Annotated in this window: 18 protein-coding genes and 4 tRNA genes; 13 read left to right on the top strand and 9 right to left on the bottom strand. The window is 63.0% G+C overall.

What is annotated here, in order from left to right; translation table 11 throughout:
- The first annotated feature begins 14 nt into the window (after positions 1-14).
- The 7 genes from ACMGF5_RS16460 to ACMGF5_RS16490 all read left to right on the top strand — a co-directional run bounded on the left by ACMGF5_RS16460 (position 15) and on the right by ACMGF5_RS16490 (position 3,889).
- Entirely contained in the window at positions 15-1,226 is a 1,212-nt protein-coding gene (locus ACMGF5_RS16460) for an O-succinylhomoserine sulfhydrylase (RefSeq protein ID WP_414156974.1), read from the top strand.
- Positions 1,223-1,996: an SDR family oxidoreductase gene (locus ACMGF5_RS16465; protein ID WP_046786527.1), complete on the top strand. Its 774-nt coding sequence runs from the start codon at positions 1,223-1,225 to the stop codon at positions 1,994-1,996. The genes ACMGF5_RS16460 and ACMGF5_RS16465 overlap by 4 nt, the downstream gene beginning before the upstream one ends.
- 220 nt (positions 1,997-2,216) lie before the next feature.
- A tRNA-Val gene (locus tag ACMGF5_RS16470) sits at positions 2,217-2,292 on the top strand.
- A gap of 80 nt (positions 2,293-2,372) precedes the next feature.
- A tRNA-Asp gene (locus ACMGF5_RS16475) sits at positions 2,373-2,449 on the top strand.
- A gap of 101 nt (positions 2,450-2,550) precedes the next feature.
- Positions 2,551-2,627: transfer RNA gene (locus tag ACMGF5_RS16480), tRNA-Asp, on the top strand.
- Between the two features lie 139 nt (positions 2,628-2,766).
- A tRNA-Asp gene (locus tag ACMGF5_RS16485) sits at positions 2,767-2,843 on the top strand.
- Positions 2,844-3,031: 188 nt separating this feature from the next.
- Positions 3,032-3,889, top strand: coding sequence for a DUF2242 domain-containing protein (locus ACMGF5_RS16490; protein ID WP_119688538.1), 858 nt, complete (start codon positions 3,032-3,034; stop codon positions 3,887-3,889).
- Positions 3,890-4,109: 220 nt separating this feature from the next.
- Here ACMGF5_RS16490 and ACMGF5_RS16495 read toward each other — a convergent pair whose 3' ends face one another.
- The 3 genes from ACMGF5_RS16495 to ACMGF5_RS16505 all read right to left on the bottom strand — a co-directional run bounded on the left by ACMGF5_RS16495 (position 4,110) and on the right by ACMGF5_RS16505 (position 7,738).
- Positions 4,110-5,195: an AraC family transcriptional regulator gene (locus ACMGF5_RS16495; protein ID WP_046786525.1), complete on the bottom strand. Its 1,086-nt coding sequence runs from the start codon at positions 5,193-5,195 to the stop codon at positions 4,110-4,112.
- Between the two features lie 4 nt (positions 5,196-5,199).
- Positions 5,200-6,318 (bottom strand): nitrilase-related carbon-nitrogen hydrolase, encoded by a 1,119-nt coding sequence (locus ACMGF5_RS16500; protein WP_046786699.1) that lies wholly within the window; start codon positions 6,316-6,318, stop codon positions 5,200-5,202.
- A gap of 103 nt (positions 6,319-6,421) precedes the next feature.
- A complete protein-coding gene (locus ACMGF5_RS16505; protein WP_414156975.1) occupies positions 6,422-7,738 on the bottom strand; it encodes a chloride channel protein in 1,317 nt (438 codons plus the stop codon).
- 299 nt (positions 7,739-8,037) lie between these two features.
- Between ACMGF5_RS16505 and ACMGF5_RS16510 the strand changes: the two genes are divergently transcribed.
- Entirely contained in the window at positions 8,038-10,011 is a 1,974-nt protein-coding gene (locus ACMGF5_RS16510; protein ID WP_115275644.1) for a BCCT family transporter, read from the top strand.
- 29 nt (positions 10,012-10,040) lie between these two features.
- Here ACMGF5_RS16510 and ACMGF5_RS16515 read toward each other — a convergent pair whose 3' ends face one another.
- The 4 genes from ACMGF5_RS16515 to ACMGF5_RS16530 all read right to left on the bottom strand — a co-directional run bounded on the left by ACMGF5_RS16515 (position 10,041) and on the right by ACMGF5_RS16530 (position 15,022).
- Positions 10,041-10,457 carry a DUF1850 domain-containing protein gene (locus tag ACMGF5_RS16515; protein ID WP_414156976.1) on the bottom strand — a complete coding sequence of 139 codons (417 nt, stop codon included), beginning with the start codon at positions 10,455-10,457 and terminating at the stop codon, positions 10,041-10,043.
- A complete protein-coding gene (locus ACMGF5_RS16520) occupies positions 10,454-12,481 on the bottom strand; it encodes a TRAP transporter permease (protein WP_414156977.1) in 2,028 nt (675 codons plus the stop codon). Before ACMGF5_RS16520 ends, ACMGF5_RS16515 begins: the two co-directional genes overlap by 4 nt.
- A 30-nt stretch (positions 12,482-12,511) precedes the next feature.
- Entirely contained in the window at positions 12,512-13,462 is a 951-nt protein-coding gene (locus ACMGF5_RS16525) for a TAXI family TRAP transporter solute-binding subunit (RefSeq protein WP_046786521.1), read from the bottom strand.
- A 105-nt stretch (positions 13,463-13,567) separates the two neighbouring features.
- A complete protein-coding gene (locus tag ACMGF5_RS16530) occupies positions 13,568-15,022 on the bottom strand; it encodes a TrkH family potassium uptake protein (protein ID WP_115275646.1) in 1,455 nt (484 codons plus the stop codon).
- Positions 15,023-15,270: 248 nt separating this feature from the next.
- Here ACMGF5_RS16530 and ACMGF5_RS16535 point away from each other — a divergent pair, with 248 nt between their 5' ends.
- Together ACMGF5_RS16535 and ACMGF5_RS16540 are read left to right on the top strand one after the other, a co-directional pair.
- Positions 15,271-17,307 (top strand): NADPH-dependent 2,4-dienoyl-CoA reductase, encoded by a 2,037-nt coding sequence (locus tag ACMGF5_RS16535; protein WP_115275647.1) that lies wholly within the window; start codon positions 15,271-15,273, stop codon positions 17,305-17,307.
- 71 nt (positions 17,308-17,378) lie between these two features.
- The gene (locus ACMGF5_RS16540) at positions 17,379-18,278 is read left to right on the top strand and encodes a 1-aminocyclopropane-1-carboxylate deaminase/D-cysteine desulfhydrase (RefSeq protein WP_414156978.1); all 900 of its coding nucleotides are present in this window, start codon (positions 17,379-17,381) and stop codon (positions 18,276-18,278) included.
- Here the strand turns inward: ACMGF5_RS16540 and ACMGF5_RS16545 are convergent.
- The gene (locus ACMGF5_RS16545) at positions 18,269-18,814 is read right to left on the bottom strand and encodes a cytochrome b (protein ID WP_119688545.1); all 546 of its coding nucleotides are present in this window, start codon (positions 18,812-18,814) and stop codon (positions 18,269-18,271) included. The two genes, ACMGF5_RS16540 and ACMGF5_RS16545, sit on opposite strands and share 10 nt — an antisense overlap.
- A 138-nt stretch (positions 18,815-18,952) precedes the next feature.
- Positions 18,953-19,981, bottom strand: a complete 1,029-nt coding sequence (locus tag ACMGF5_RS16550; protein WP_237859589.1) for a DUF1853 family protein — start codon at positions 19,979-19,981, stop codon at positions 18,953-18,955.
- Between ACMGF5_RS16550 and ACMGF5_RS16555 the strand changes: the two genes are divergently transcribed.
- Genes ACMGF5_RS16555 through ACMGF5_RS16565 form a run of 3 tightly spaced genes read left to right on the top strand, consistent with a single transcriptional unit; the run spans position 19,980 to position 22,716 of the window.
- On the top strand, positions 19,980-20,870 hold the full coding sequence (locus tag ACMGF5_RS16555; RefSeq protein WP_012313480.1) for an NAD(+) kinase: 891 nt from the start codon (positions 19,980-19,982) through the stop codon (positions 20,868-20,870). The two genes, ACMGF5_RS16550 and ACMGF5_RS16555, sit on opposite strands and share 2 nt — an antisense overlap.
- On the top strand, positions 20,870-21,841 hold the full coding sequence (locus ACMGF5_RS16560; protein ID WP_046786515.1) for a metallophosphoesterase: 972 nt from the start codon (positions 20,870-20,872) through the stop codon (positions 21,839-21,841). Before ACMGF5_RS16555 ends, ACMGF5_RS16560 begins: the two co-directional genes overlap by 1 nt.
- Entirely contained in the window at positions 21,838-22,716 is an 879-nt protein-coding gene (locus tag ACMGF5_RS16565; RefSeq protein WP_346640354.1) for a rhomboid family intramembrane serine protease, read from the top strand. Before ACMGF5_RS16560 ends, ACMGF5_RS16565 begins: the two co-directional genes overlap by 4 nt.
- The last annotated feature ends 10 nt before the right edge of the window (positions 22,717-22,726 follow it).

Here is a 22,726-nt window from a genome sequence, read left to right on the forward strand (position 1 = left end):
TGGAGAGCGACGGCATGACGGTTCAATGGGATGCCGGGCGACTGGACAGTGACCTCGAGGGTGTCGGCTTCGACACCCTGGCGGTGCGTGCCGGTCAGAACCGTACACCGGAGGCGGAGCACAGCGAAGCGCTGTTCCTGACCTCCAGCTATGTCTTCCGCACGGCCGCTGATGCGGCCGCGCGCTTTGCCGGTGAAACCCCGGGCAACGTCTACTCGCGCTACACCAACCCGACCGTGCGTGCCTTCGAGGAGCGCCTGGCGGCAATGGAAGGTGCCGAGCAGGCCGTGGCCACCTCTACCGGCATGGCGGCGATCCTCGCCGTGGTGATGTCGTTGTGCAGCGCCGGCGACCATGTGCTGGTGTCGCAGAGCGTGTTCGGCTCGACGATCAGCCTGTTCGAGAAGTACTTCAAGCGTTTCGGCGTACAAGTGGACTACGTGCCGCTGGTCGATCTGGCGGGTTGGGACAAGGCCATCAAGGCCAATACCAAGCTGCTGATCCTCGAGTCGCCTTCCAACCCGTTGGCCGAACTGGTGGACATTGCCGCGCTGGCCGAGATTGCCCATGCCCGTGGTGCCATGCTGGTGGTGGACAACTGCTTCAGCACCCCGGCGCTGCAGCAGCCGCTCAAGCTTGGCGCTGACATCGTGTTCCATTCCGCTACCAAGTTCATCGACGGCCAGGGCCGTTGCATGGGCGGTGTTGTGGCCGGGCGCAGCGAGCAGATGAAAGAAGTGGTGGGCTTTTTGCGCACCGCCGGCCCGACCCTCAGCCCGTTCAACGCCTGGATCTTCACCAAAGGCCTGGAAACCCTCAAGCTGCGCATGCGTGCGCACTGCCAGAGCGCTCAGCAACTGGCCGAGTGGCTGGAGCAGCAGGAGGGTATCGAGAAGGTGCATTACGCCGGCTTGCCAAGCCATCCGCAGCACGAACTGGCCAAGCGCCAGATGAGCGGCTTTGGTGCGGTGGTGAGTTTCGAGGTCAAGGGTGGCAAGGAAGGCGCCTGGCGCTTCATCGATGCCACGCGGGTGATCTCGATCACCACCAACCTGGGTGACAGCAAGACCACTATCGCGCACCCGGCCACCACCTCCCACGGCCGCCTGACGCCGCAGGAGCGTGAGGCTGCGGGTATTCGCGACAGCCTGATCCGCGTTGCCGTCGGCCTGGAAGACGTGGCTGACCTGCAAGCCGACCTTGCGCGTGGGCTGGCAGCGCTGTGATCGACTGGAAGGGCGGCGGGCCGGGCCATAACGGCCGGGTAGCCCTGGTAACCGGTGCCGCACGCGGCATCGGCCTGGGCATTGCTGCCTGGTTGATCTGCGAGGGTTGGCAGGTGGTGCTGAGCGACCTGGACCGCCCTCGCGGCGCCAAGGTCGCCAAGGCCCTGGGTGAAAACGCCTGGTTCATCACCATGGACGTAGCCGACGAAGCCCAGGTCAGTGCCGGGGTTTCCGAGGTGTTGGGGCAGTTCGGGCGGCTGGACGCGCTGGTGTGCAACGCGGCCATCGCCAACCCGCATAACCAGACCCTGGAGAGCCTGAGCCTGGCGCAATGGAACCGTGTGCTGGCGGTCAACCTCAGCGGCCCGATGCTGTTGGCCAAGCACTGTGCGCCTTACTTGCGAGCGCACAATGGTGCGATCGTCAATCTGGCCTCGACCCGTGCCCGGCAGTCCGAGCCGGATACCGAGGCCTATGCAGCAAGCAAGGGCGGCCTGGTGGCGTTGACCCATGCCCTGGCCATGAGCCTGGGCCCGGAGATCCGCGTCAATGCTGTGAGCCCGGGCTGGATCGATACGCGCGACCCTGCGCAACGCCGTGCCGAGCCGTTGAGCGATGCCGACCATGCCCAGCATCCGACGGGCAGGGTAGGGACGGTGGAAGACGTGGCGGCCATGGTTGCTTGGCTGTTGTCGCGCCAGGCAGCTTTCGTCACTGGCCAGGAGTTCGTGGTCGATGGCGGCATGACGCGCAAGATGATCTATAGCTGAGCTGCAAGCTGCAAGAGGGGGCCGTGAGGTCCCTTCGTCATTTGCCGGGCTTGGAAATCGGGCCAGCGCCACCTGGCTTTTTCTTGCGGCTTGCAGCTTGAAGCTTGCAACTGCTCTCCCACCCTTTTCAAAAAAAATTCAACGGGGCTATTGACTTAGCATCGGCACCTGCGTAAATTTCGCGGCCTCAGCGAAGCAAACGCAACAAGCAACATCGCGAGGGTGATTAGCTCAGCCGGGAGAGCATCTGCCTTACAAGCAGAGGGTCGGCGGTTCGATCCCGTCATCACCCACCACTTCCTGAGCGTTCCTGGTGCACGATGCTTCGAAAGAGGCAGATGGCCAGAGAGGAACAAGGCCTGATAAGCCACTATGCGCAGCGGTAGTTCAGTCGGTTAGAATACCGGCCTGTCACGCCGGGGGTCGCGGGTTCGAGTCCCGTCCGCTGCGCCATTCTTCAGTAACAGATGGGTGCTTTGCACCGGTCTGAAGCCAAAAGGCAACATTGCCTCAGGCTGATCCCAGTTTCAATCAGGCGCAAGCCTGAACGATACGCAGCGGTAGTTCAGTCGGTTAGAATACCGGCCTGTCACGCCGGGGGTCGCGGGTTCGAGTCCCGTCCGCTGCGCCATCTTCGTTTCGAAGCCCCTTGAACGCTTCGAAGCAGCAAAAAGAGCGATCTTCGTGTCGCTTTTTTTGTGTCCGCCCTGAGGCTTTGTTCGCCGCAAGGGTAGATCACAGTTTCAACCGGGCGAAAGCCCGAGCGATACGCAGCGGTAGTTCAGTCGGTTAGAATACCGGCCTGTCACGCCGGGGGTCGCGGGTTCGAGTCCCGTCCGCTGCGCCATCTTCGCCTCGAAGCCCTTGAACGCTTCGAAGCAAAACGAGAAAGCGACCTTAGGGTCGCTTTTTTCGTTTACGCGCCTGCAAAGTCAACATTTACACGATGCTGACAGACTCTTCACCGTCGAACGGTTTCAGTGCAAGGGTGCTGTGATGCACAATAGGCACCTCTCGACTTACCCGGAATTCGCAATGACCAGATCATCCGTCTTTGGTGCGCTCGGGCTGGCCCTGGTGCTGGCGGGCGTGACCGGTTGCTCCTCGAAAAAAACCGCTATCTATGAGCATGAGAACTTCGATGACTCGGGCACCTTCTCGCGCAGTTTCCCGGTCAGTGAAGCCGGCTCGTGCGAGGCTGCCCGGCGTGCGCTGCTGAGCCAGGGTTACATCATCACCAGCAGCGGCGCCAACCAGATTGCCGGTAACAAAAGCTTCCAGCAGAACAGCGAGAACCACCTGCAGATCAGCTTCAGCGTGACCTGCGCGCCCGACAGCAGTGACGAACAGCGTTCGACCATGTTCGCCAACGCGTTGCAGGACCGCTACGCCCTCAAGAAGTCCAATACGTCCGCCAGCCTCGGCGTGGGTGTGCTGGGTTCTGTTTCGATGCCGATCGGCTCCAGTGACGATTCGATGGTCAAGGTCGCCAGCGAGACTGTGACCGCGCCGCAGTTCTACGAGCGTTACTTTGCTCTGGTCGAAAGCTACTTGCCCAAGCCCAAGCCGAAGAAGGTCAGCAAGGCCAAGGTTGAAGCGCCTGTGCCCAAGGCCGAGAACACAGCGCCTGCATTGGGGTTGCCTGAGCAAGCTTCGCCAGCACCTGTGAGCGCTCCTTTGGCAGAGGCGGCACCTGCTCCTGCGCCAGCAACACCGGCGCCAGCAGAACCAGCACCTGCAGCTGAGGCGGTGGCCCCGGCAAGCGAGGCCCCAGCAGCGCCGGTGGTTGATGACAGCCAGGGTTCGCAACCTGTCGCACCGCCGGCGGCGCCTGCGCCGATTCAGGTGCAGCAGGATGCACAGCCTGCCGAGGCTGAAGCACCCTCACTCTGAATGATCTTCCCTGAACAGGCGTCGACACGGCCAATCATTCGCTGTTACAGATCACCAGACGATAACTTTCTGAACACCTGCTACGTTTACCACTCATAGGCTTGTCATCATTTCTTCATCCAGCCTGCCTAGGTTGGAAGGCATGACCAACGAAGATAAAAGAGTGAAGAGGGCGCAGGGTAATGGATGAATATCAGGAAGAGCTGCTCGAGTACCAAGCCTACGAGCTGGACACCCCGGAACCGGCCGACGACGCCACGGAGCTTTGACCGACCTGCCGCTGACTGCGGCGGAACCCCCCCGGTGTGAGGCCCGTCCAGCGCTTGAATGCGCGCTGGAAGGCCTCGGCCGATGCAAAACCCAACAGGTAGGCAATCTCGCCGAAGGTCAATTCCGTATCGCGGATATAGGCCTCGGCAAGGTCGCGCCGGGTGTCGTTGAGCAAGTCGCGAAAGCGCGTGCCTTCCTCTGCCAGTTTGCGCCGCAAGGTCCAGGCGGGCAGTTGCAGGCGCAGTGCCACTTCTTCCAGGCCGGGCTCACGGCCACCGTTGAGCAGGGGGCCGAGCAAATGGGTGATGCGCTCCCCCAGGCTGCGCACCCGGGTGCGCTGCAGCATGTGCGTTTCACACAGTTGCAGCAGGTGCTGCCAGGTGCTCGGACAATGCTGGGGGTTGGCCAGCTCCAGCGTGGCCCGGCCCAGGCGCAGCCGGTTGCCACTGGCGCCAAACTGCACGGCGGTGCTGCACAATGGCTGGTACTGGGCGGCGTAGCCGGGTGCTTCGAATTCGATCTCCAGGCGCTCGGCCTGTATGGGCGTGTCGGTCAGGGCTGCAAGCTGGGCCAGCCAGCCGGTCAGCAGCGAGTCAACCACGAAACGGTTATAGGCGTTGTAGGGGCTGATTGAATAAAAGCGCAGCCATGCCCCTTGGGCGTCTTCCTGAAAACTCGAATGCCCGCGGTAGTTGGCGGCATACAGCGGCTCGAAACGCAGCAGTGTACGGGCGGCTTCGCCCAACGTAGGCGCCTGCGCGGCTGTGACGCCCGCCAGGCCGGCCTGGGCCAGGCGGCTCAGGCGTCCCATGTGCAGGCCCAAGGCAGGCTCCCCGCACAGCGCGATCGCAGCATGCCCCAGGTGCATGTAACGGGGGATCGACAGCCGTGCGCCGGCTTCGGCCAGGCGTGTCTCATCCAGCCCGTAACGGCGCAGCAGCGGCTGAGGATCGTGACCGAGGCCCTGGATGGCCTCAGCAAGTGGCTGGACGAAACCTACCGAGAGGTCGCCCAGGCGAACGCGGGGACGGGACATACCCCTACAGCCACACGTTCAGCAGGCGTGCGCCCTGGCTGGGAGGGCCTGTAAGCAATTCGCCGCTCTGATGGGCGAAGCCTTGACCGTCGCTGCCCTGGTCCCAGAACTGCCCCCGCATGAATACACTCATGCTGCTGACCCCTTGGCCGGCAGCCTCGGTCAGGCGTTGCCAGGCGGTCTTCTCGCTCACTTCACCGCGCTGCAGGGCAAGCTCGGCCGCCGCATCCTGGTGCCGGTTGCCACGCCATGGCGCTTGCCAGCTGTCTTTGCCGCTCAGGAAAACCGGGTTGGCGATCAGTTGTACCTGTTGGTTCTCCAACTGCTGGTGGTTTTCCGGGTACCAGCTATCGCTGCCGATCAGCACGCCAAGACGCCCGGCCGGGGTTTGCACCACTTGTAGGGGTTGCTTGCGGCCATCATGGATGTAACGCCGTACCTGGCTGTCCGGGAATTGCTGGCGTTGTGGCTGGCCCAGCGGTGAACCATCGCTGGCGAACACCAGGCTGCTGTTGAACAACGGGCCGCCGCCGGTATGCAGCACGCCTTTTTCCACATAGGGGTCAGGCAGCACGATCGAGCCGGCCACCAAGGTCACGCCAAACTCCTTGGCCAGGCTGCCGAACAGCTGCTGGTAGTCGCGGGCCATCTGCTGAGCCTTCATGCGCAAGTGCGCGTCGGCCCGGCGGTCATCGCCGCTGGCCCGCACTATCGCCAGGCCATAGCGCAGCGGGTTGCTCAACTCCAGCCATTGCTCTGCCTCGCGGCTGCGGGTGACCTGGTACAGCTCGTTCTTTTCGCCGCGGGCCCACAGCCAGGTGCCAATGTGCTCCGGCAGCACCACCACCGTGCGCGGGCTGATCAGGCCCTGGGCACGGGCTTGTTGCAGGTAGGCCGAGAGCTTGCGGTGCAGGCGTTGCAGGTTTTGATAGTCGCTTGGGTAAAGCAGGGGCTCGACGCCCAGCAGGTTGCCCTGCTCGCCGGGCACGCCGTGGTTCAACGCCAGTTCGATGCGCAGGTCGGAGAGGTAGTGGCCTTCCGGGCGCTGTTGGGTCCAGAAGCCATAGCCGCACAGGGCGGCGATCATTACCAGCGCCAAGGCGCTTGCCAATAGTTTTCGCATGCCTTTGATTTCGTTGATACTCGCAATGACGAGGCGGTGAACCAAGAAGTCGCTGAGCATTGTGTCACAGTCGTCTTGAGCGTGCCTCGCGCAGCCGTTGATTTCAACTGGATCTGGCAGGTGCAACTTTGTCGATGATCTGCTTTGCCAGGGCGTGGTAGAGGGAAACCGGCGAAATGCAACCGGAGATGCCGGCAGCCATCAATGTCACTGCCAGCATCGGGATGGCCAGGTCCGGACTATGCGTGAGTTCCAGAACGATGACCGATGCAGTCAACGGTGAACGCGTTACGCCTGCCAGGTAGGCGCCCATTCCCAGCAATGCACACGCCTGTGGGTCAACATTGGGGATCAGGCTCAACAGCGGCTGGAATGCCGCGCCGATGCTCAGCGAAGGCGAAAACAGGCCGCCTGGTATGCCGGAGAGGTAAGAGACGACATTGGCCAGAAACTTCCAGAGAAGGAAGCTGGCATCGGTGATCGGTCGGCCTTCGAGCAAGGCACGGGTCTCTTCGTAGCCGGTGCCGAACACATGGTTGCCAGAAACTAGCCCCAGCACTGCCAGCACCAGCCCGCAGATCGCCGCGAACCGCACCGGATAGCGCCCGCGTAGTGTACACAGGCGGCCAAGTACGCCCTTATCGGTAGGCAGCACCAGCCTGGCGTAACACCCACCCAGCACTCCCCCCAACAGCGCGCATGCAGGCACCACACTCCAGCCCCAGCCTACGGGCATCCGCCCGCTTATTTCGCCAAAGTAGGCGTTGTGCCCCATCAGCCCCAGCGTGACCACGCCGCCAATCAGCACCGCCGTCAGCACCAGGCCGCTGAAGCGTTGCTCAAACGTGCGGCTCAGCTCTTCAATGGCAAAGACGACACCGGCCAGCGGGGTGTTGAACGCTGCGGCTATGCCGGCTGCGCCGCCTGCGAGGATCAGGCCGGCAATCGCGCGGCGCCCGTGCAGGCCCAATCGCCGGCCGAAGGTGTAGAGCACGGCAGCGCCGATGTGAACCGTCGGCCCCTCTCGCCCGACCGAACCCCCTACCAGCAGGGCGCCCAACGTCAGGCTCATGCGCGCGGCGGCAACGGGAAGCGAAAGCAGTCGGGCGCGTAGGCGCCGGGATGGCATTTCCAGGGCAGCGATGACTTGAGGGATGCCGCTGCCTTTGGCGTTTTCAAACCAGCGCTGTGTCAAATAGGCCAGAAGGGCGAACCCGAGGGGCGTGATGAGCAGAGGTGACCAGGGCATCCATTCCAGCAGACTTTCGAACGAAGCGAATGCTGCTTCGGCCAGCCAGGCGAACGCCAGTGCGACAAGCCCCACCAGCAGCGCCCCGATCCAGAACGCCAGGCGCTGGCGCCATTCTTGCCAGCGTGAACGGCCGAGAGGGAAGGAAGGCAGGCGGGTACGGTCGGGCATCGTCTAAGCAGTGTCGGAGGGTAAAGCCACGAGTATGACGTTTATTACCGGGGTGGCAAACCCGACAGAGGTGGTATTCAGGCAGGGCGGGCGGGTGCCTGGCGCCTTCGCCCAGTACCGTCCCGCCAGGCTGGCTCGGCATGCGCATCGATTTGAGATTTTTTTCCTCGGGCGTTACGGTTCATGGCTGTTCTAGTGCACAGGCTCGGCAAACGGAGATCTTCCTGGCTGCTAATCTGGGCAGATGTCGTGGTGCCGGGGCACCCTGTGCTCATCGTTTTACAAGGAGAACTGCCGTAATGACAGCAGCCGACAAACCCAGGAGCACGCTCAATCCACCCGTCTTTTACACCAGCGCGATACTCATTTTTCTGCTGGTCTTGTACGCCACGGCATTCCAGGAGCATGCCCAGGCCCTGTTCGAACAAGTCCAGCAATGGATCATCACCAACGCCAGCTGGTTCTACATTCTCACCGTAGCGCTGGTGTTGATCAGCGTGGTGTTTCTGGCCGTCAGCCGCTACGGCGACATCAAGCTGGGGCCTGATCACAGCGAGCCTGATTACCGAAAGAGCAGCTGGTTCGCCATGCTGTTTTCGGCAGGCATGGGCATCGGCCTGATGTTCTTTGGCGTGGCCGAGCCGGTGATGCATTTCACCACACCGCCTGTGGGCGACCCTGGCACAGTCGCCGCGGCTCGCGAAGCCATGAAGATCACATTCTTCCATTGGGGCCTGCATGCCTGGGCGATCTATGCCATCGTCGCGCTCATTCTGGCCTATTTCAGTTTCCGCAATGGCTTGCCACTGACTTTGCGCTCGGCGCTCTATCCGCTGATCGGTGAACGGATATACGGGCCTATCGGGCACGCCGTGGATGTCTTCGCCATCCTCGGCACGGTGTTCGGTGTGGCGACCTCGCTGGGTTATGGGGTACTGCAGATCAACAGCGGTTTCCACCATGTGTTCGGTCTGCCGGTAAACGCCACGGTCCAGGTCATTCTCATCACCGCCACCTGCGCGTTGGCGACGTTGTCGGTGGCCAGCGGGCTGGACAAGGGTATTCGCATCCTTTCCGAGCTCAACCTGAGCCTGGCTGTAATCCTGATGCTGTTCGTGCTGTTGCTGGGGCCCACCGTGTTTCTGCTGCAGGCCTACGTGCAGAATACCGGTGCCTACCTTTCCGACATCGTCAACAAGACCTTCAACCTCTACGCCTATGAACCCACTGACTGGATCGGTGGCTGGACCCTGCTGTACTGGGGCTGGTGGCTGTCCTGGTCGCCCTTTGTAGGCCTGTTCATCGCACGCATTTCCCGAGGGCGGACCATTCGTGAGTTCGTCTGCGGTGTACTGTTCGTACCCGCAGGCTTCACCTTGCTCTGGATGACGGTGTTCGGTGACTCAGCGATACACATGATCCTCAACGAGGGTGTCAAGGACCTGGCCGCTGTGGTCGATCAGGACAGTTCCCTGGCCCTGTTCGCCTTTCTCGAGCACTTCCCGTTCTCCAGTGTCATTTCGTTGATAGCGGTGCTCATGGTGGTGGTGTTCTTCGTCACCTCGGCGGACTCCGGCGCGCTTGTGGTCGATATGCTGGCCTCGTCGGGGCAAGGCCATTCGCCTTTGTGGCAACGCATCTTCTGGTCGGTCAGCATAGGCGCGGTCGCCATTGCGCTGCTGCTGGCCAACGGCCTCAAGGCGCTGCAGACCGCGACCATTGCCAGTGCCTTGCCCTTCGCCGCCATTTTGCTGATCGCGATCTGGGGACTGTTCAGGGCACTCAGCCTCGATGCCACCCGCCGCGGGCTGCGCAACCAGGCATTGCCCGGCCCCCGGCATACGCGCCAGCCCCACGGCGGGTGGCAGCGGCGACTGCGCAATATCGCCATGATGCCGCGGCGGGCCCATGTGTCCCGCTTCATAGCCGAAGTGGTGAAGCCTGCCTGTGAAGAAGTCGCCCTGGAATTGCGCAAGCAGGGCTATGAAGTTGCGGTGAACGAGCGCGAAGATGGGCGCGTGATGCTTGAGCTCTCCCATGCTGGAGAAGGGCGCTTCCTGTATGAGGTACGCCCGCGCGCATTCAACACGCCCAGTTTCGTCATGCAGGATACCGACGAGGGTTCCGATACCCGCAAATACTTCCGTGCTGAAGTCCATCTGCGCGAAGGGGGCCAGGATTACGACATCATGGGATGGAGCCGGGACGATGTGATCGGCGACATTCTCGATCAGTACGAGCGCCACCTGCACTACCTGCACGTCGTCAGCTGATCAGCACTTGCACTGCCCTGTCAGCGCGTTCAGGGCAGTGCTTTGCGCTGATCTGCGGCATCACCCGGTTCGCATGCCCAGAAATCCACGGCAGCAATGGTGTGGGTCGGTGGTCCCAGCCAGTGGGAAAGGGGCTGGCAACCGCCCTTGACGCACAATTGATAGTCGCCGGCCTCCGGCGTGCGTCCGGCATGCAGAGGTTGCAGGGGGGGCAGATGACGATGGTAGTGCCATGCCCCATCACGCAGGCGCGCGTCGTCCGGGATCTCCATGCCGGCACCGCTGCCTCGCACCCGAGCCTCCTGCAGCACGAGGCCTGCGGGTGTCACCTGATAATCCTCCTCCCAGCGGACCTTCTCCACACTGTGCTGCCAGGCCAGGGTAACCTCCTGCAACGGCAGGCTTGCCCAGACCACACCGGCAAGCCCGATGCACAGGCTGGTCATGCAGGTTGCCGCGGCAATGGCCGGCTCCGCCAGTAATGCCAGCCCATGACGGCAATGCCCAGGGCGAAGCCGACCTCGTCGCTGATGGGCAAGGCAAGAATCAGTGCTACGCCAGCCATGAATGCCAACAGCCGTTCCCACCATGGCATGGGCATGCGCCAGTGGCCGGTGGATGCGCATCCCCAGAGTGCCACTGCAAACATGGCCTTGATCAGCATGTACAGCGTTGCGCCGAGGCTGTCGCCTTGCATCATCAACGCCGGGTCATACACCGCCATGAACGGTACGACGAAACCGGCCAATGCAATGCGTACGGCCCAGAAGCTGATCAACAGTCCTTTCTCCTTGGCGATGGGGGCGGCGGCAAAGCAGGCTAATGCCACCGGCGGCGTCAGGTCGGCAAGGATGCCGAAATAAAACACGAACATGTGCGAAACGATCAGCGGCACGCCAAGCTCCAGCAGGGCCGGAGCAGCGATGGAACTGGTGATGATGTAATTGGGAATGGTCGGGATACCCATGCCCAGTACCAGGCAGGTCAACATGGTCAGAAGCAGGGACAGGAACAGGTTTTCGCGGCCCAGGTCGAGAATGTAGCCGGCGAAGGTCGTGGCCAGGCCGGTTAGCGAGGTGACACCGATGATCACCCCGACCAAGGCGCATGCAATACCGACCGGTACCGCATGGCGCGCACCTTCGGCCAGGGCCATGACGCAGGCACGAAGTGTGGCACGGCCACCCTGTATGAACGCGCAGGCGATGGCGAGCGAGGCAATCACCAGCAGGATGACACCGATGCCCATACGGAAGAATCCTGAACAGATGATCCCCAGCGCAACCCAAAAGGCCGCCCGCAGCCATGTCTGTTGCGCCCGCAGGATGATTGCCGAACCAAGAATGACGATGGCAGTCAGTGCCAGGCCGACCATTCCCGAATACAGCGGTGTGCGGCCGGAGAACAACAGGCCGACCAGCACTATCAGAGGGATCAGCAGGAACCAGCGTTGGCGCACTGCATCCCAGGCACTCGGGCATTGCTCGCGGGGTAGCCCATGCAGCTGGCTGCGCCGGGCTTCCAGATGCACCATCCAGTAGACCGAGCCGAAATACAGCAAGGCCGGAATGAGCGCGGCCTTCGCCACTTCGGCATAGGGTACGTTGATGGTCTCGGCCATGATGAACGCCACCGCGCCCATGACCGGTGGCATCAACTGGCTGCCCATGCTTGCGGTCGCCTCCACGCCACCGGCAAATGCCGGCTTGTAGCCGAAGCGCTTCATCAGCGGGATGGTGAACTGCCCGGTGGTGACCACGTTCGCCACCCCTGAGCCGGTGATGGTCCCCATCAGCGCCGAGGAGAATACCGAGACTTTGGCCGGCCCCCCGCTGCGATGGCCGAACAGGCCCATGGCAAAGTCAGTGAACAGCCGGATCATGCCGGCCTGTTCAAGGAACGCACCGAACAGGATGAACAGGTAGATATAGGTCGCCGAAACATAGGTGGGCGTGCCATACAGCCCCTCGGTTCCGAAGGCCAGTTGGTTGACGATCTGATCGAGGCCGTAGCCGCGATGCGCAAGGTCACCGGGCAGGTGCTGGCCGAGCAGCCCGTAGGCCAGAAAAAGAGCGCAAATGATGGGCAGTGCGATGCCCATCACCCGGCGCGCTGCCTCGAACACCAGGCCGATCAGCAGCAGGCCGAACACCAGGTCACTTGTGGTCAGTTCCCCGGAGCGTTGAATCAGCTCCCCTTCGAAGTGCCACTGGTAGGCAGCGGTGGCCATGCCCGCCAGGCCCAGCAGCCAGCCAAGCGGTTGCCACGGCCTGCGATGACCAGCGGATGCGTAGCTCAGGTACACGACCAGCAGCAGGAAACCTACGTGTACTGCCCGCAATACTTGACTGGAAATTAGCGGAAAGGCCGCCGTTGCGATCTGAAAGGTCGAAAATGCCAAGGCCACGGCAAAAAGCGTGGCAGGCCAACGGTCGGTACTGGCTTGCAGACCTTGCCCGGTATCACTCATGTGCCGCTCCCCCATGGGTCGAGTCAATAGTCAGGGGAGCAGGTTTTTCTCCTTGAAGTACCGTTCTGCGCCTGGATGCAGTGGAATGGGCAGGTTTCTGGCGGCATTCTGCGCCTGGATATCGTTTGCTGCCGAGTGGGCAGTGACCAGGCGCGGCAGGTTTTCGAAGATCAGCCGGGTCATGTCGTAGGCCATGTCATCGCTGATATCGGCGCGTGTGACCAGGATGTTGGTGATGGCTGCGGTTGGCACGTCAGCATCCTGGCCATCGTATGTCTTGGCGGGAATGGTCGCGGGTTGATAGGCGCTGTTGCCGATTTTGCTCACGATGGCGGCTGGCACGGGTACGAACACTACCGGCAGGGTAGCGGCCAGGTCACGGATTGCCGCCTGACCGAGCCCGGAAGATTGCAGTGTGGCGTCCAGCTGACGGTTCTTGATCAGCTCTACAGATTCGGCATACGGCAGGTATTCGACCTTGCCCAGGTCCTCATAGCTGAGCCCTGCGGCCTTGAAGATGGCGCGGGCGTTGAGCTCGGTGCCGGACTTCGGCGCACCGACCGAGATACGTTTGCCTTTGAGGTCTTCCAGCGAGGTGATGCCTGACTCCTTGCTGGCGACGATCTGGATGTAGTTGGGGTAGGTGCCGGCGATGGCGCGCAGTTTCTTCAGGGGCGCCTTGAAGCCGGCTTCGGCATCTCCGTTCCAGGCATCCGCCACCGAATCTCCCAGCGCGAACGCCAGTTCGCCACGGCCGGCTTGCAGCAGATTGAGGTTTTCCACCGATGCCTTGGTGGCTTGCACTGAAGTCTTGCTGCCCTCGATGCCATGGCTGTAGATCTGTGATATCCCAACGCCGATGGGATAGTAGACGCCGCTGGTGCCACCTGTGAGGATGTTGATGAAGGTTGGCGCGGCCTGGGCTGTTGCGCAAGCTGCCAGTACGGTGCTGGCCAATGCCAGGCGAAGGGCTCGGTTCATGGGGATATTCTCCGCTTATTGTTCTAGTTCCCTGCGTCAGTAAACCTAGAACGAATAAACGGATCCTGCCCGGATTTATTGCTGCCCCCACTTGCTGCCCTGCAATCAGAACCTCCAGAAGGCAGGCGCGACCAGCACCAGCACGGTGAGAATCTCGAGCCGGCCTAGCAGCATGCCGATGGTCAGTAGCCACTTCGCAGCGTCCGGTAGTGAGCTGAAGTTGCCGGCAGGACCGATCACGCTGCCCAGCCCTGGCCCAACGTTGCATACAGCTGTCGCCGCGCCACTGAGGGCAGTGGTCCAGTCGAGCCCTATCAGGGTCAGCGCCAATGCGATCACTGCAATGGTGACGGAGAAGAAGAAGGAGAACGTCAGCAATGAGCGCACGATTTCTTCATCTATGGGATGGCCATTATACTTTTTCGAGATCATCGCCCGCGGATGAATCAATTGTTTCAAGCTGCTGACCAGCAGCGACGCGGCGACTTGAAAACGGAAAATTTTAAGGCCGCCGGCCGTGGACCCTGAGCATCCACCGACAAAGGTCAGGTAGAAGAACAACAGAACAGCGAAGCTGCCCCACAGTGTGTAATCCCCTACCGCAATGCCCGTGGTGGTGACCACTGAGGTGACATTGACCGCCACGATACGAAAGGCATCCCACCAAGCCAGGTCACTATGCCAGCACAACCAGCTGCCTACTGTGACCCAGACGAAGACCAGAAAGCCGAGAAAGCCACGCACCTGGTGGTCCTTGAACAGGATGCGCCGGTGGCCACGCAAGGTCGCTACATACAGGGCGAAGGGCAGGCTTCCGAGGATCATGATCACTACCGCCACCCAATGCACAGCGGGCTGAGTCCAGTGGCCAAGCGATGCATCGGACGTCGAAAAGCCACCCGTGGAGATCAGCGACATCGAATGATTGATGGCGTCGAAAGGGGTCATGCCGGCGGCCCACAGGGCCAATGTACCGAGTGCTGTCAGCCCCAGGTAGATCACCAGGATCATTTTTGCCGCGACGTGTGAACGGGGCGTCACTTTGTCCGACCAGTCCGAGGACTCGGTCTGGAACAGGCGCATGCCGCCCACGCGCAGCAACGGCAAGATCGCGACGGCCATGCCGATGAAGCCTATGCCTCCAAGCCAGTGCAGCAGCGATCGCCAGATCAGCAGGCCGGGCGATGCGCTGTCCAGGCCGGTAAGTACCGTCGAGCCCGTGGTGGTGATGCCCGACATGGTCTCAAAGAATGCATCTGTGTAGCTGATATGCCGGATGAACACCATGGGCAGGGCTGCGAACGCGCAGACGATGACCCAGCTGGCTGTGGTCAGGAAGTACATGTCTCGGGCCCTTAGCTGCGGCGCATCGGGTATGCCACGAGCCACCAGCACAAGGCCTGCGCACAGGGCTATGAGGCTGGACCAGAGGAAGGCACCGAGGTCGTCGCTAAGGCCATACAGCAGCAGCGTGGCCATGGGGATGACCATGCTGACCGCCAGGGTAATCAGGAATACGCCGATGATGAAGGCGATGAAGCGCAAAGCAGGCAGAGGCATCGAGCAGGCTCACAGGGGCAATGACCGGCAGTATCGACTGCCATTGCATAATGTCGAGTAAAAAAGGCGTAAAAGTGCCGGTGTATCTCACCGCCGGTACTGCAGTTCGCCTGTGCAGGATGATCAGTAAGTTGTCAGTTTCGATCATTGAGCGCATTCAAACGGCTGTTTAATGTCGTTGGCAGATAAACGACGGGGCCCGCCGAGGCGCCCGCATTCCGTGATCACGCCACATGGGGAACCGTTCCATGGCTGCCGACCGCTATCCGCACTTGCTGGCCCCGCTCGACCTGGGCTTCACCACCTTGGCCAACCGCACCCTGATGGGCTCGATGCACACCGGCCTTGAGGAGCGTCCCGGTGGCTTCGAACGCATGGCTGCGTATTTTGCAGAGCGTGCCCGTGGCGGCGTTGGGCTGATGGTCACTGGTGGTATCGCGCCCAACGATGAAGGGGGCGTGTATTCCGGTGCAGCCAAGTTGAGCACCGAGGAGGAGGCTGACAAGCACCGCATCGTCACCGAGGCCGTGCATGCCGCTGGCGGCAAGATTTGCCTGCAGATCCTGCATGCCGGGCGCTATGCCTACAGCCCCCGGCAGGTGGCGCCCAGTGCGATCCAGGCGCCGATCAACCCGTTCAAGCCTAAAGAGCTGGACGAGGCCGGGATCGAGAAGCAGATCGCCGATTTCGTCAATTGTGCCGTGCTGGCACAGCGCGCCGGTTACGACGGCGTCGAAATCATGGGGTCGGAAGGCTACTTCATCAACCAGTTCCTTGCCGCCCACACCAACCACCGTACTGACCGCTGGGGCGGCAGCTATGAAAACCGCATGCGCCTGGCGGTCGAGATCGTCAGCCGGGTGCGCGAGGCCGTGGGGCCGAATTTCATCATCATCTTCCGCCTGTCGATGCTCGACCTGGTCGAGGGCGGCAGCACCTGGGACGAGATCGAGTTGCTGGCCAAAGCCGTCGAACGGGCTGGCGCGACCCTCATCAACACGGGGATCGGCTGGCACGAGGCGCGCATCCCGACCATCGCCACCAAGGTGCCGCGTGCCGCGTTCAGCAAAGTTACCGCCAAGCTGCGCGGGGCGGTGACCATTCCGTTGATCACCACCAACCGCATCAATACCCCCGAAGTGGCTGAAGCCGTACTGGCCGAGGGCGATGCCGACATGGTCTCTATGGCCAGGCCGTTCCTGGCCGACCCGGAGTTCGTCAACAAGGCGGCGCAGGGGCGCGGCGATGAAATCAATACCTGCATCGGCTGTAACCAGGCGTGCCTGGATCATACGTTCGGCGGCAAGCTGACCAGTTGCCTGGTCAACCCGCGGGCCTGCCACGAAACCGAACTCAATTACCTGCCGGTGCACACGGTCAAGCGCATTGCCGTGGTGGGTGCCGGCCCGGCCGGCCTGGCGGCTGCCACCGTGGCCGCAGAGCGCGGCCACGAGGTGACGCTGTTCGATGCAGCCAGCGAAATTGGCGGGCAGTTCAACGTGGCCAAGCGGGTGCCGGGCAAGGAGGAGTTCTTCGAGACCCTGCGCTATTTCGGCAACAAGCTGAAAAGCACGGGTGTCGACCTGCGGTTGAACACCCGGGTCGATGTGCCGGCCCTGCTGGAAGGCGCTTTCGACGAGATCATCCTGGCCACCGGCATCGCGCCGCGTACGCCGGCCATTCCAGGCGTCGAGCATGCCAAAGTGCTCAGCTACCTGGACGTACTGCTCCAGCGCAAGCCAGTGGGTGAGTCGGTTGCGGTGATCGGTGCTGGCGGCATCGGTTTTGACGTCAGCGAATACCTGGTGCATCAGGGCGTGGCCAGCAGCCAGGACCGGGAGGCGTTCTGGAAGGAGTGGGGCATCGACCGCGAGCTGCAGGCGCGAGGCGGCGTGGCGGGCATCAAGCCCGAGCCGCATGCACCGGCACGGCAGGTGTACCTGCTGCAGCGCAAGAAGGCCAAGGTGGGCGATGGCCTGGGCAAGACCACCGGCTGGATCCACCGCACGGGCCTGAAAAACAAGCAGGTACAGATGCTCAACAGCGTCGAGTACCTGAGGATCGACGATGCGGGCCTGCACATCCGCGTAGCTGAAGGTGAGCCGCAGGTACTGGCGGTGGACAACGTGGTGATCTGCGCCGGGCAGGAGCCGCTGCGGGAGCTGCACGAAGGGCTGCTGGCTGCGGGGCAGTCGGTACACCTGATCGGCGGCGCGGATGTGGCGGCCGAGCTGGATGCCAAACGGGCGATCAACCAGGGCTCGCGTCTGGCTGCAGAGCTTTGAGATGGCCGGGGCCGCAAAGCGGCCCCAGGTTTTCACTGGTAGACTGACGGCCTCGCATCTGGCGCTCACACATGTCTACCCGCTTCCATGACCTTCCCCAGGCGCCATTACAGCCCCTCGAACTTGCCTGGCTGAAAAGTGCCAACGTTGAAGCCGCCATCCTGCGCCTGGACCTGATCGACCCTCTGATCAGCGGCAACAAATGGTTCAAGCTGCGCCACCACCTGCTGCACGCCCACGCCTCGGGCGCCGCCGGGCTGATCAGCCTCGGCGGCAATCACTCCAACCACCTCCATGCCCTGGCCGCCGCCGGCAAGCGCTTCGGCTTCGCCACCGCTGGTCTGTTGCGCGGCCATGCCCAGGACACCCCCACGGTGCGTGATCTGCAGGCGTTGGGGATGCAATTGCACTGGCTTGGTTACGCAGGCTACCGTGCCCGTCATGACCCCGGCTTCTGGGCACCTTGGCAAGCGCTGTATCCCGGCTGGCACTGCATCCCCGAAGGCGGTGGCGGGCAGGCTGGTGCCCAGGGGTGTGCCTTGATCGTCGAGCAGGCCAAGGCCCAGTTGGGCACATTGGGTTGGCCGGACTATGACGCCTGGTGGCTGGCCGCTGGCACCGGGACCACGCTGGCTGGCCTGGTACTGGCCGAGGCCGGCGCGCACAGGGTGCATGGCGCCCTGGCAGTGCCCCTGGACCATGGTGTACCCGAGACCATAACGGCGCTGGCCGGTACGGCCGGGTACCAGTTGCACGAGGCCTGCCGAGAGGGTTTTGCCAGGCTCGATGATGAGCTGCAGGCTTTCATCGAACAGGCTGAGGCCAGCACGGGTGTCCCTTTAGAGGCGCTTTACACCGGCAAGGCACTGATGGCCCTGCGTGGGCAGGTCGAGGCCGGGCTGTTCAAGCCCAGCACTCGCCTGATCTTTTTGCACACCGGTGGCCTGCAGGGCCGACGCGGCTACTTGTAAGGCAGCATGCGCAGCAGCGTGTTGTCGCGCACTACATAGTGGTGATAAAGCCCGGCCAGCGCGTGCAGGCCGATCAGCCAGTACCCCCAACTGCCCACGCGTTCATGCCAGCCTTTGATGAACTTGGCCAGGTCCGGATCCGCAGCGATAAGGTGCGGCAACTCCAGGCCATAGAAGGGCACCGGTTTGTCGGCGGCACTGAGGATCAGCCAGCCGGCCAGCGGCAAGCCGATCATCAACAGGTACAGCGCCAGGTGCATCACGTGGGCAAGCCCGGTCTGCCAGGCGGGAGGCTTGGGCACAATGGGCGGCGCAGGGCGGAGCAGGCGCACGGCCAGGCGCAGCCAAACCAGCACGAACACCGTCAGGCCGAGCATGAAGTGCAGGTCCTTCATCAGGTTGCGCTCGGCGCTGTCCTTGGGGAACAGGCCACGCAACTCGATGCAGGCGTAGACAGCGGCCAGCAGCACCAGCATCAGCCAATGCAGGGCGATGGACAGGCGTGCGTAGTGGGGCGCGGGGCTGGATGAAACCATGGGTGGTCCTCGTCATCAGGTCGAAAGTGGCGCTCTTGGCGGCGCTCAGAGGTAACTGTAATCGTTGCTGCAATTAAATCTTTGCGCTGGGTCGGTGAAATTGTGTTTGCGGCCTGCTGCTCTCAATGCCGGGGTGGTTTACCCGCTAAGGTGCAAGTGCGGCCAGCTGTCAGCCACCAGAAACACGCGGTCCACCTCATGCCATTCGCCTTCCGGGCCTGGTTCAAGCCGGACCAGCATCTGCGCCGGTGCTTGCGGGTCAAGCCCCTCAAGCCATTGAGCGAACTGCCGCGCGGTCCACCCTTGATCGGCCTCGAACCTTGCCGGTGCCAGCCAGGCATGGCGGGGCAGGGGCTGCCAGCGTCCCACCTTGGCCAGTGCCCAATCCCGCCGCCGCAACCACCGCCCGCGCAGGTGCAGCGGGTTGGCCCCTGCAGGCGATTCGGCGTGCCCAAACCACGGATAGAACAGATACCCCGCCAGCCACAGGTGTGCCTGTACCTGGCCAATACCAAGCCCGGCCAGCGCCTCACGGCTTTGTGCGTCTGCCGACATGGGCAATTGGTGCCCGGCCAGGTGCGCCAGTTTGGTGCCCAGCCGGTCATGGCAACCCGGCCCGAGCCACTGCGCGGGGTCATGGCCTTGGCCGTCCGTTGGCCCCAGGTAGAGCTTTATGGCCAGCTCCAGATGGTGGGTGCCGTCGGCATCGCGCAGCACAATATCCAACTCGCCCAGCGTGCGCCCACCGGTACGGATCGCCAGGTTGGCCGCCAGCAGCTCGACACCGGGCGCCTGGCCCAGGGCGAACTGCCACAGGCCTTCGTAGTACAGGCCCAGGCGCCGGCTGGTGCTGTTTGCCAGCCACTCACGCAGGGGCTGATCGTCGGCATCCAGCGCCTGTAACCAGTCTTTCAGGCGCTGGGGGTCTACCGCCCAGGTGCTGCCGGCCAGCGGATGGCGCTGGGGGCAGGGCGGTGTGCTCAGCAGCGGTGGCGACAGCAGCGTCCAGGCCAAGTCGCGCACGGCGGCTCGGCGCAATTGGCGAGGCAGGTCGTGGAGTTCGGCGAAAGGCATCATGCTGCGAGCATAGCCGGTTTGCCGCTGCCCGGTCGTTTCGCCCATAATCGCGGCATAGTCACCCGCCGCAGAGCCTTGCAGGAGCCCCATGGAGCAATTTCGCAATATCGGTATCATCGGCCGCCTTGGCAGCTCGCAGGTGCTCGACACCATTCGCCGACTGAAAAAATTCCTCCTCGAGCGCCACCTGCACGTGATCCTCGAGGACACCATTGCCGAAGTGCTGCCTGGCCACGGCCTGCAGACCTCCACGCGCAAGTTGCTGGGCGAAGTATGCGACCTGGTCATCGTCGTCGGCGGTGACGGCAGCCTGCTCGGCGCCGCGCGTGCTCTGGCACGGCACAACATCCCTGTCCTGGGGATCAACCGCGGCAACCTGGGCTTCCTCACCGATATCCGTCCGGACGAGCTGGAAGAAAAGGTCGCCGCAGTGCTTGACGGCCACTACCTGGTGGAAAACCGCTTCCTGCTGCAGGCCGAGGTGCGCCGCCACCACGAGGCCATCGGCCAGGGCGATGCGCTCAACGATGTGGTCCTGCACCCGGGCAAGTCGACGCGGATGATCGAGTTCGAGATCTACATCGACGGCCAGTTCGTCTGCAGCCAGAAGGCCGACGGCCTGATCGTCGCCACCCCCACCGGCTCGACCGCCTACGCGCTGTCGGCCGGCGGCCCGATCATGCACCCCAAGCTCGACGCCATTGTCATTGTGCCCATGTACCCGCACACGCTGTCGGGCCGCCCGATCGTGGTCGACGGCAACAGTGAGCTGAAGATCGTGGTGTCCAAGGACCTGCAGATCTACCCGCAGGTATCCTGTGACGGTCAGAACCACTTCACCTGCGCCCCCGGCGATACCATCACCGTGAGCAAGAAGCCGCAGAAACTGCGCCTGATCCACCCGCTGGGCCACAATTACTACGAGGTTTGCCGCACCAAGCTCGGTTGGGGCAGCCGCCTGGGGGGCAGGGACGACTGATGTTCGATCCGGCGCGAAGTTTCGACATCATCGGTGACGTGCATGGCTGTGCGCTGACCCTCGAACGCCTGCTCGACACCCTCGGCTACAAGCGTGTCGGTGGCGTCTGGTGCCACCCGCGGCGTCAGGCGCTGTTCCTCGGCGACATCGTCGACCGCGGCCCGCGTATCCGCGAGGCGCTGCACATCGTCCACGACATGGTCGAGGCCGGCCAGGCCTTCTGTATCATGGGCAACCACGAATACAACGCCCTGGGCTGGGTAACCCCGGCGCTGCCCGGCAGCGGCAAGGCCTACGTGCGCGAGCACACGCCGCGCCATGCCCGCCTGATCGACGAGACCCTGACCCAGTTCGCCCACCACCCCGGTGACTGGCACGATTTTCTGCAGTGGTTCTACGACATGCCGCTGTTCGTCGACGCCGGGCGGTTCCGCCTGGTGCATGCCTGCTGGGACCCGCGGCTGATCGACCCGCTGCGCCAGCAATACCCCGACGGGCGCATCGACGAACACTTCATCCAGGCCTCGGCCGTGCCCGGCAGCTTCGCCTCCACGGTCTGCAACCGCCTGTTGCGCGGCACCGACATGCGCCTGCCGGACGGCCTGACGTTGACCGGCGGCGATGGCCTGACCCGCGCCTTCTTCCGTACCAAGTTCTGGGAAGAAGACCCGAAGACCTATGGCGACATCGTCTTCCAGCCTGACGCGCTGCCCGATGAGGTGGCCCGCACGCCGCTCAGCCACACCGAGAAAAATGCCTTGCTACGCTATGCCGAAGAGGAGCCGCTGCTGTTCGTCGGCCATTACTGGCGCAGCGGCCGCCCGGCGCCGATCCGCCCCAACCTGGCCTGCCTGGACTACAGTGCGGTGCTGTACGGCAAGCTGGCGGCCTATCGGCTGGATGATGAAACCCGGATCGACCCGCACAAGTTCGTCTGGGTCGACGTCGATCGACCGCAGGCCAATCAATGAATATCGTCGAAGTGATGCGCCTGCCGCTGTCGGTCGACCTCAGCGGCTTCGTGCACCTGCTGCAACGCCTGCAGGTGCCGCACCGGGTCAGCGAAGAAGGCGAAGCCCAGGTCCTCTGGGCACCGGAAACCATGGCTGCGGATGTCCTTGAGCTGTACCAGCGCTACCCAGACGGCAACGCTGATGTCGAGCTTGCGCAGGCCCCTGCGCAAGGCGACTTGCCGGCGAAAGGGCCGACACTGGCCGAGCAGGCGAAAGCCTGCAAGGTCACCGCTGCCGTCCTGTTCCTGTGCCTGATCGTCGCCGGCCTTACCCGCCTGGGCGACAACCTCACCACCATCAGCTGGTTCACCTTCCTCGACTACCGCGTCCAGGGTGAATACCTGCACTTCACGCCGCTGGCCCAGGGCCTTGCCGAAGGCCAATGGTGGCGCGTGGTGTCGCCGATGCTGCTGCACTTCGGCGTACTGCACCTGGCCATGAACGGCATGTGGTACTGGGAACTGGGCAAGCGCATCGAACTGCGCCAGGGCCCTTGGTTGCTGGCTGGCCTGACCTTGCTGTTCAGCCTGGTGTCCAACCTGGCCCAGCACTACACCAGTGGCCCGAGCCTGTTCGGCGGCCTGTCCGGGGTGCTGTACGGCTTGCTCGGCCATGTCTGGCTGTACCAGTGGCTGGCGCCCAACCCACACTTCAGCCTGCCCAAGGGCGTGCTGGTGATGATGCTCATCTGGCTGGTCATCTGCCTGACCGGTGTGGTCGGCCAACTCGGTTTTGGCCAGATCGCTAACGCCGCGCACGTCGGCGGGCTGCTCATCGGATGCCTGACGGGCCTCTTGGGTGGTGCGCTGGCGCGGCGTAAACTGTCCGCTTGATTTAGGAGAC

It is taken from the genome of Pseudomonas sp. BNK-15 (assembly GCF_047456105.1).
Lineage (GTDB): Bacteria > Pseudomonadota > Gammaproteobacteria > Pseudomonadales > Pseudomonadaceae > Aquipseudomonas > Aquipseudomonas putida_E.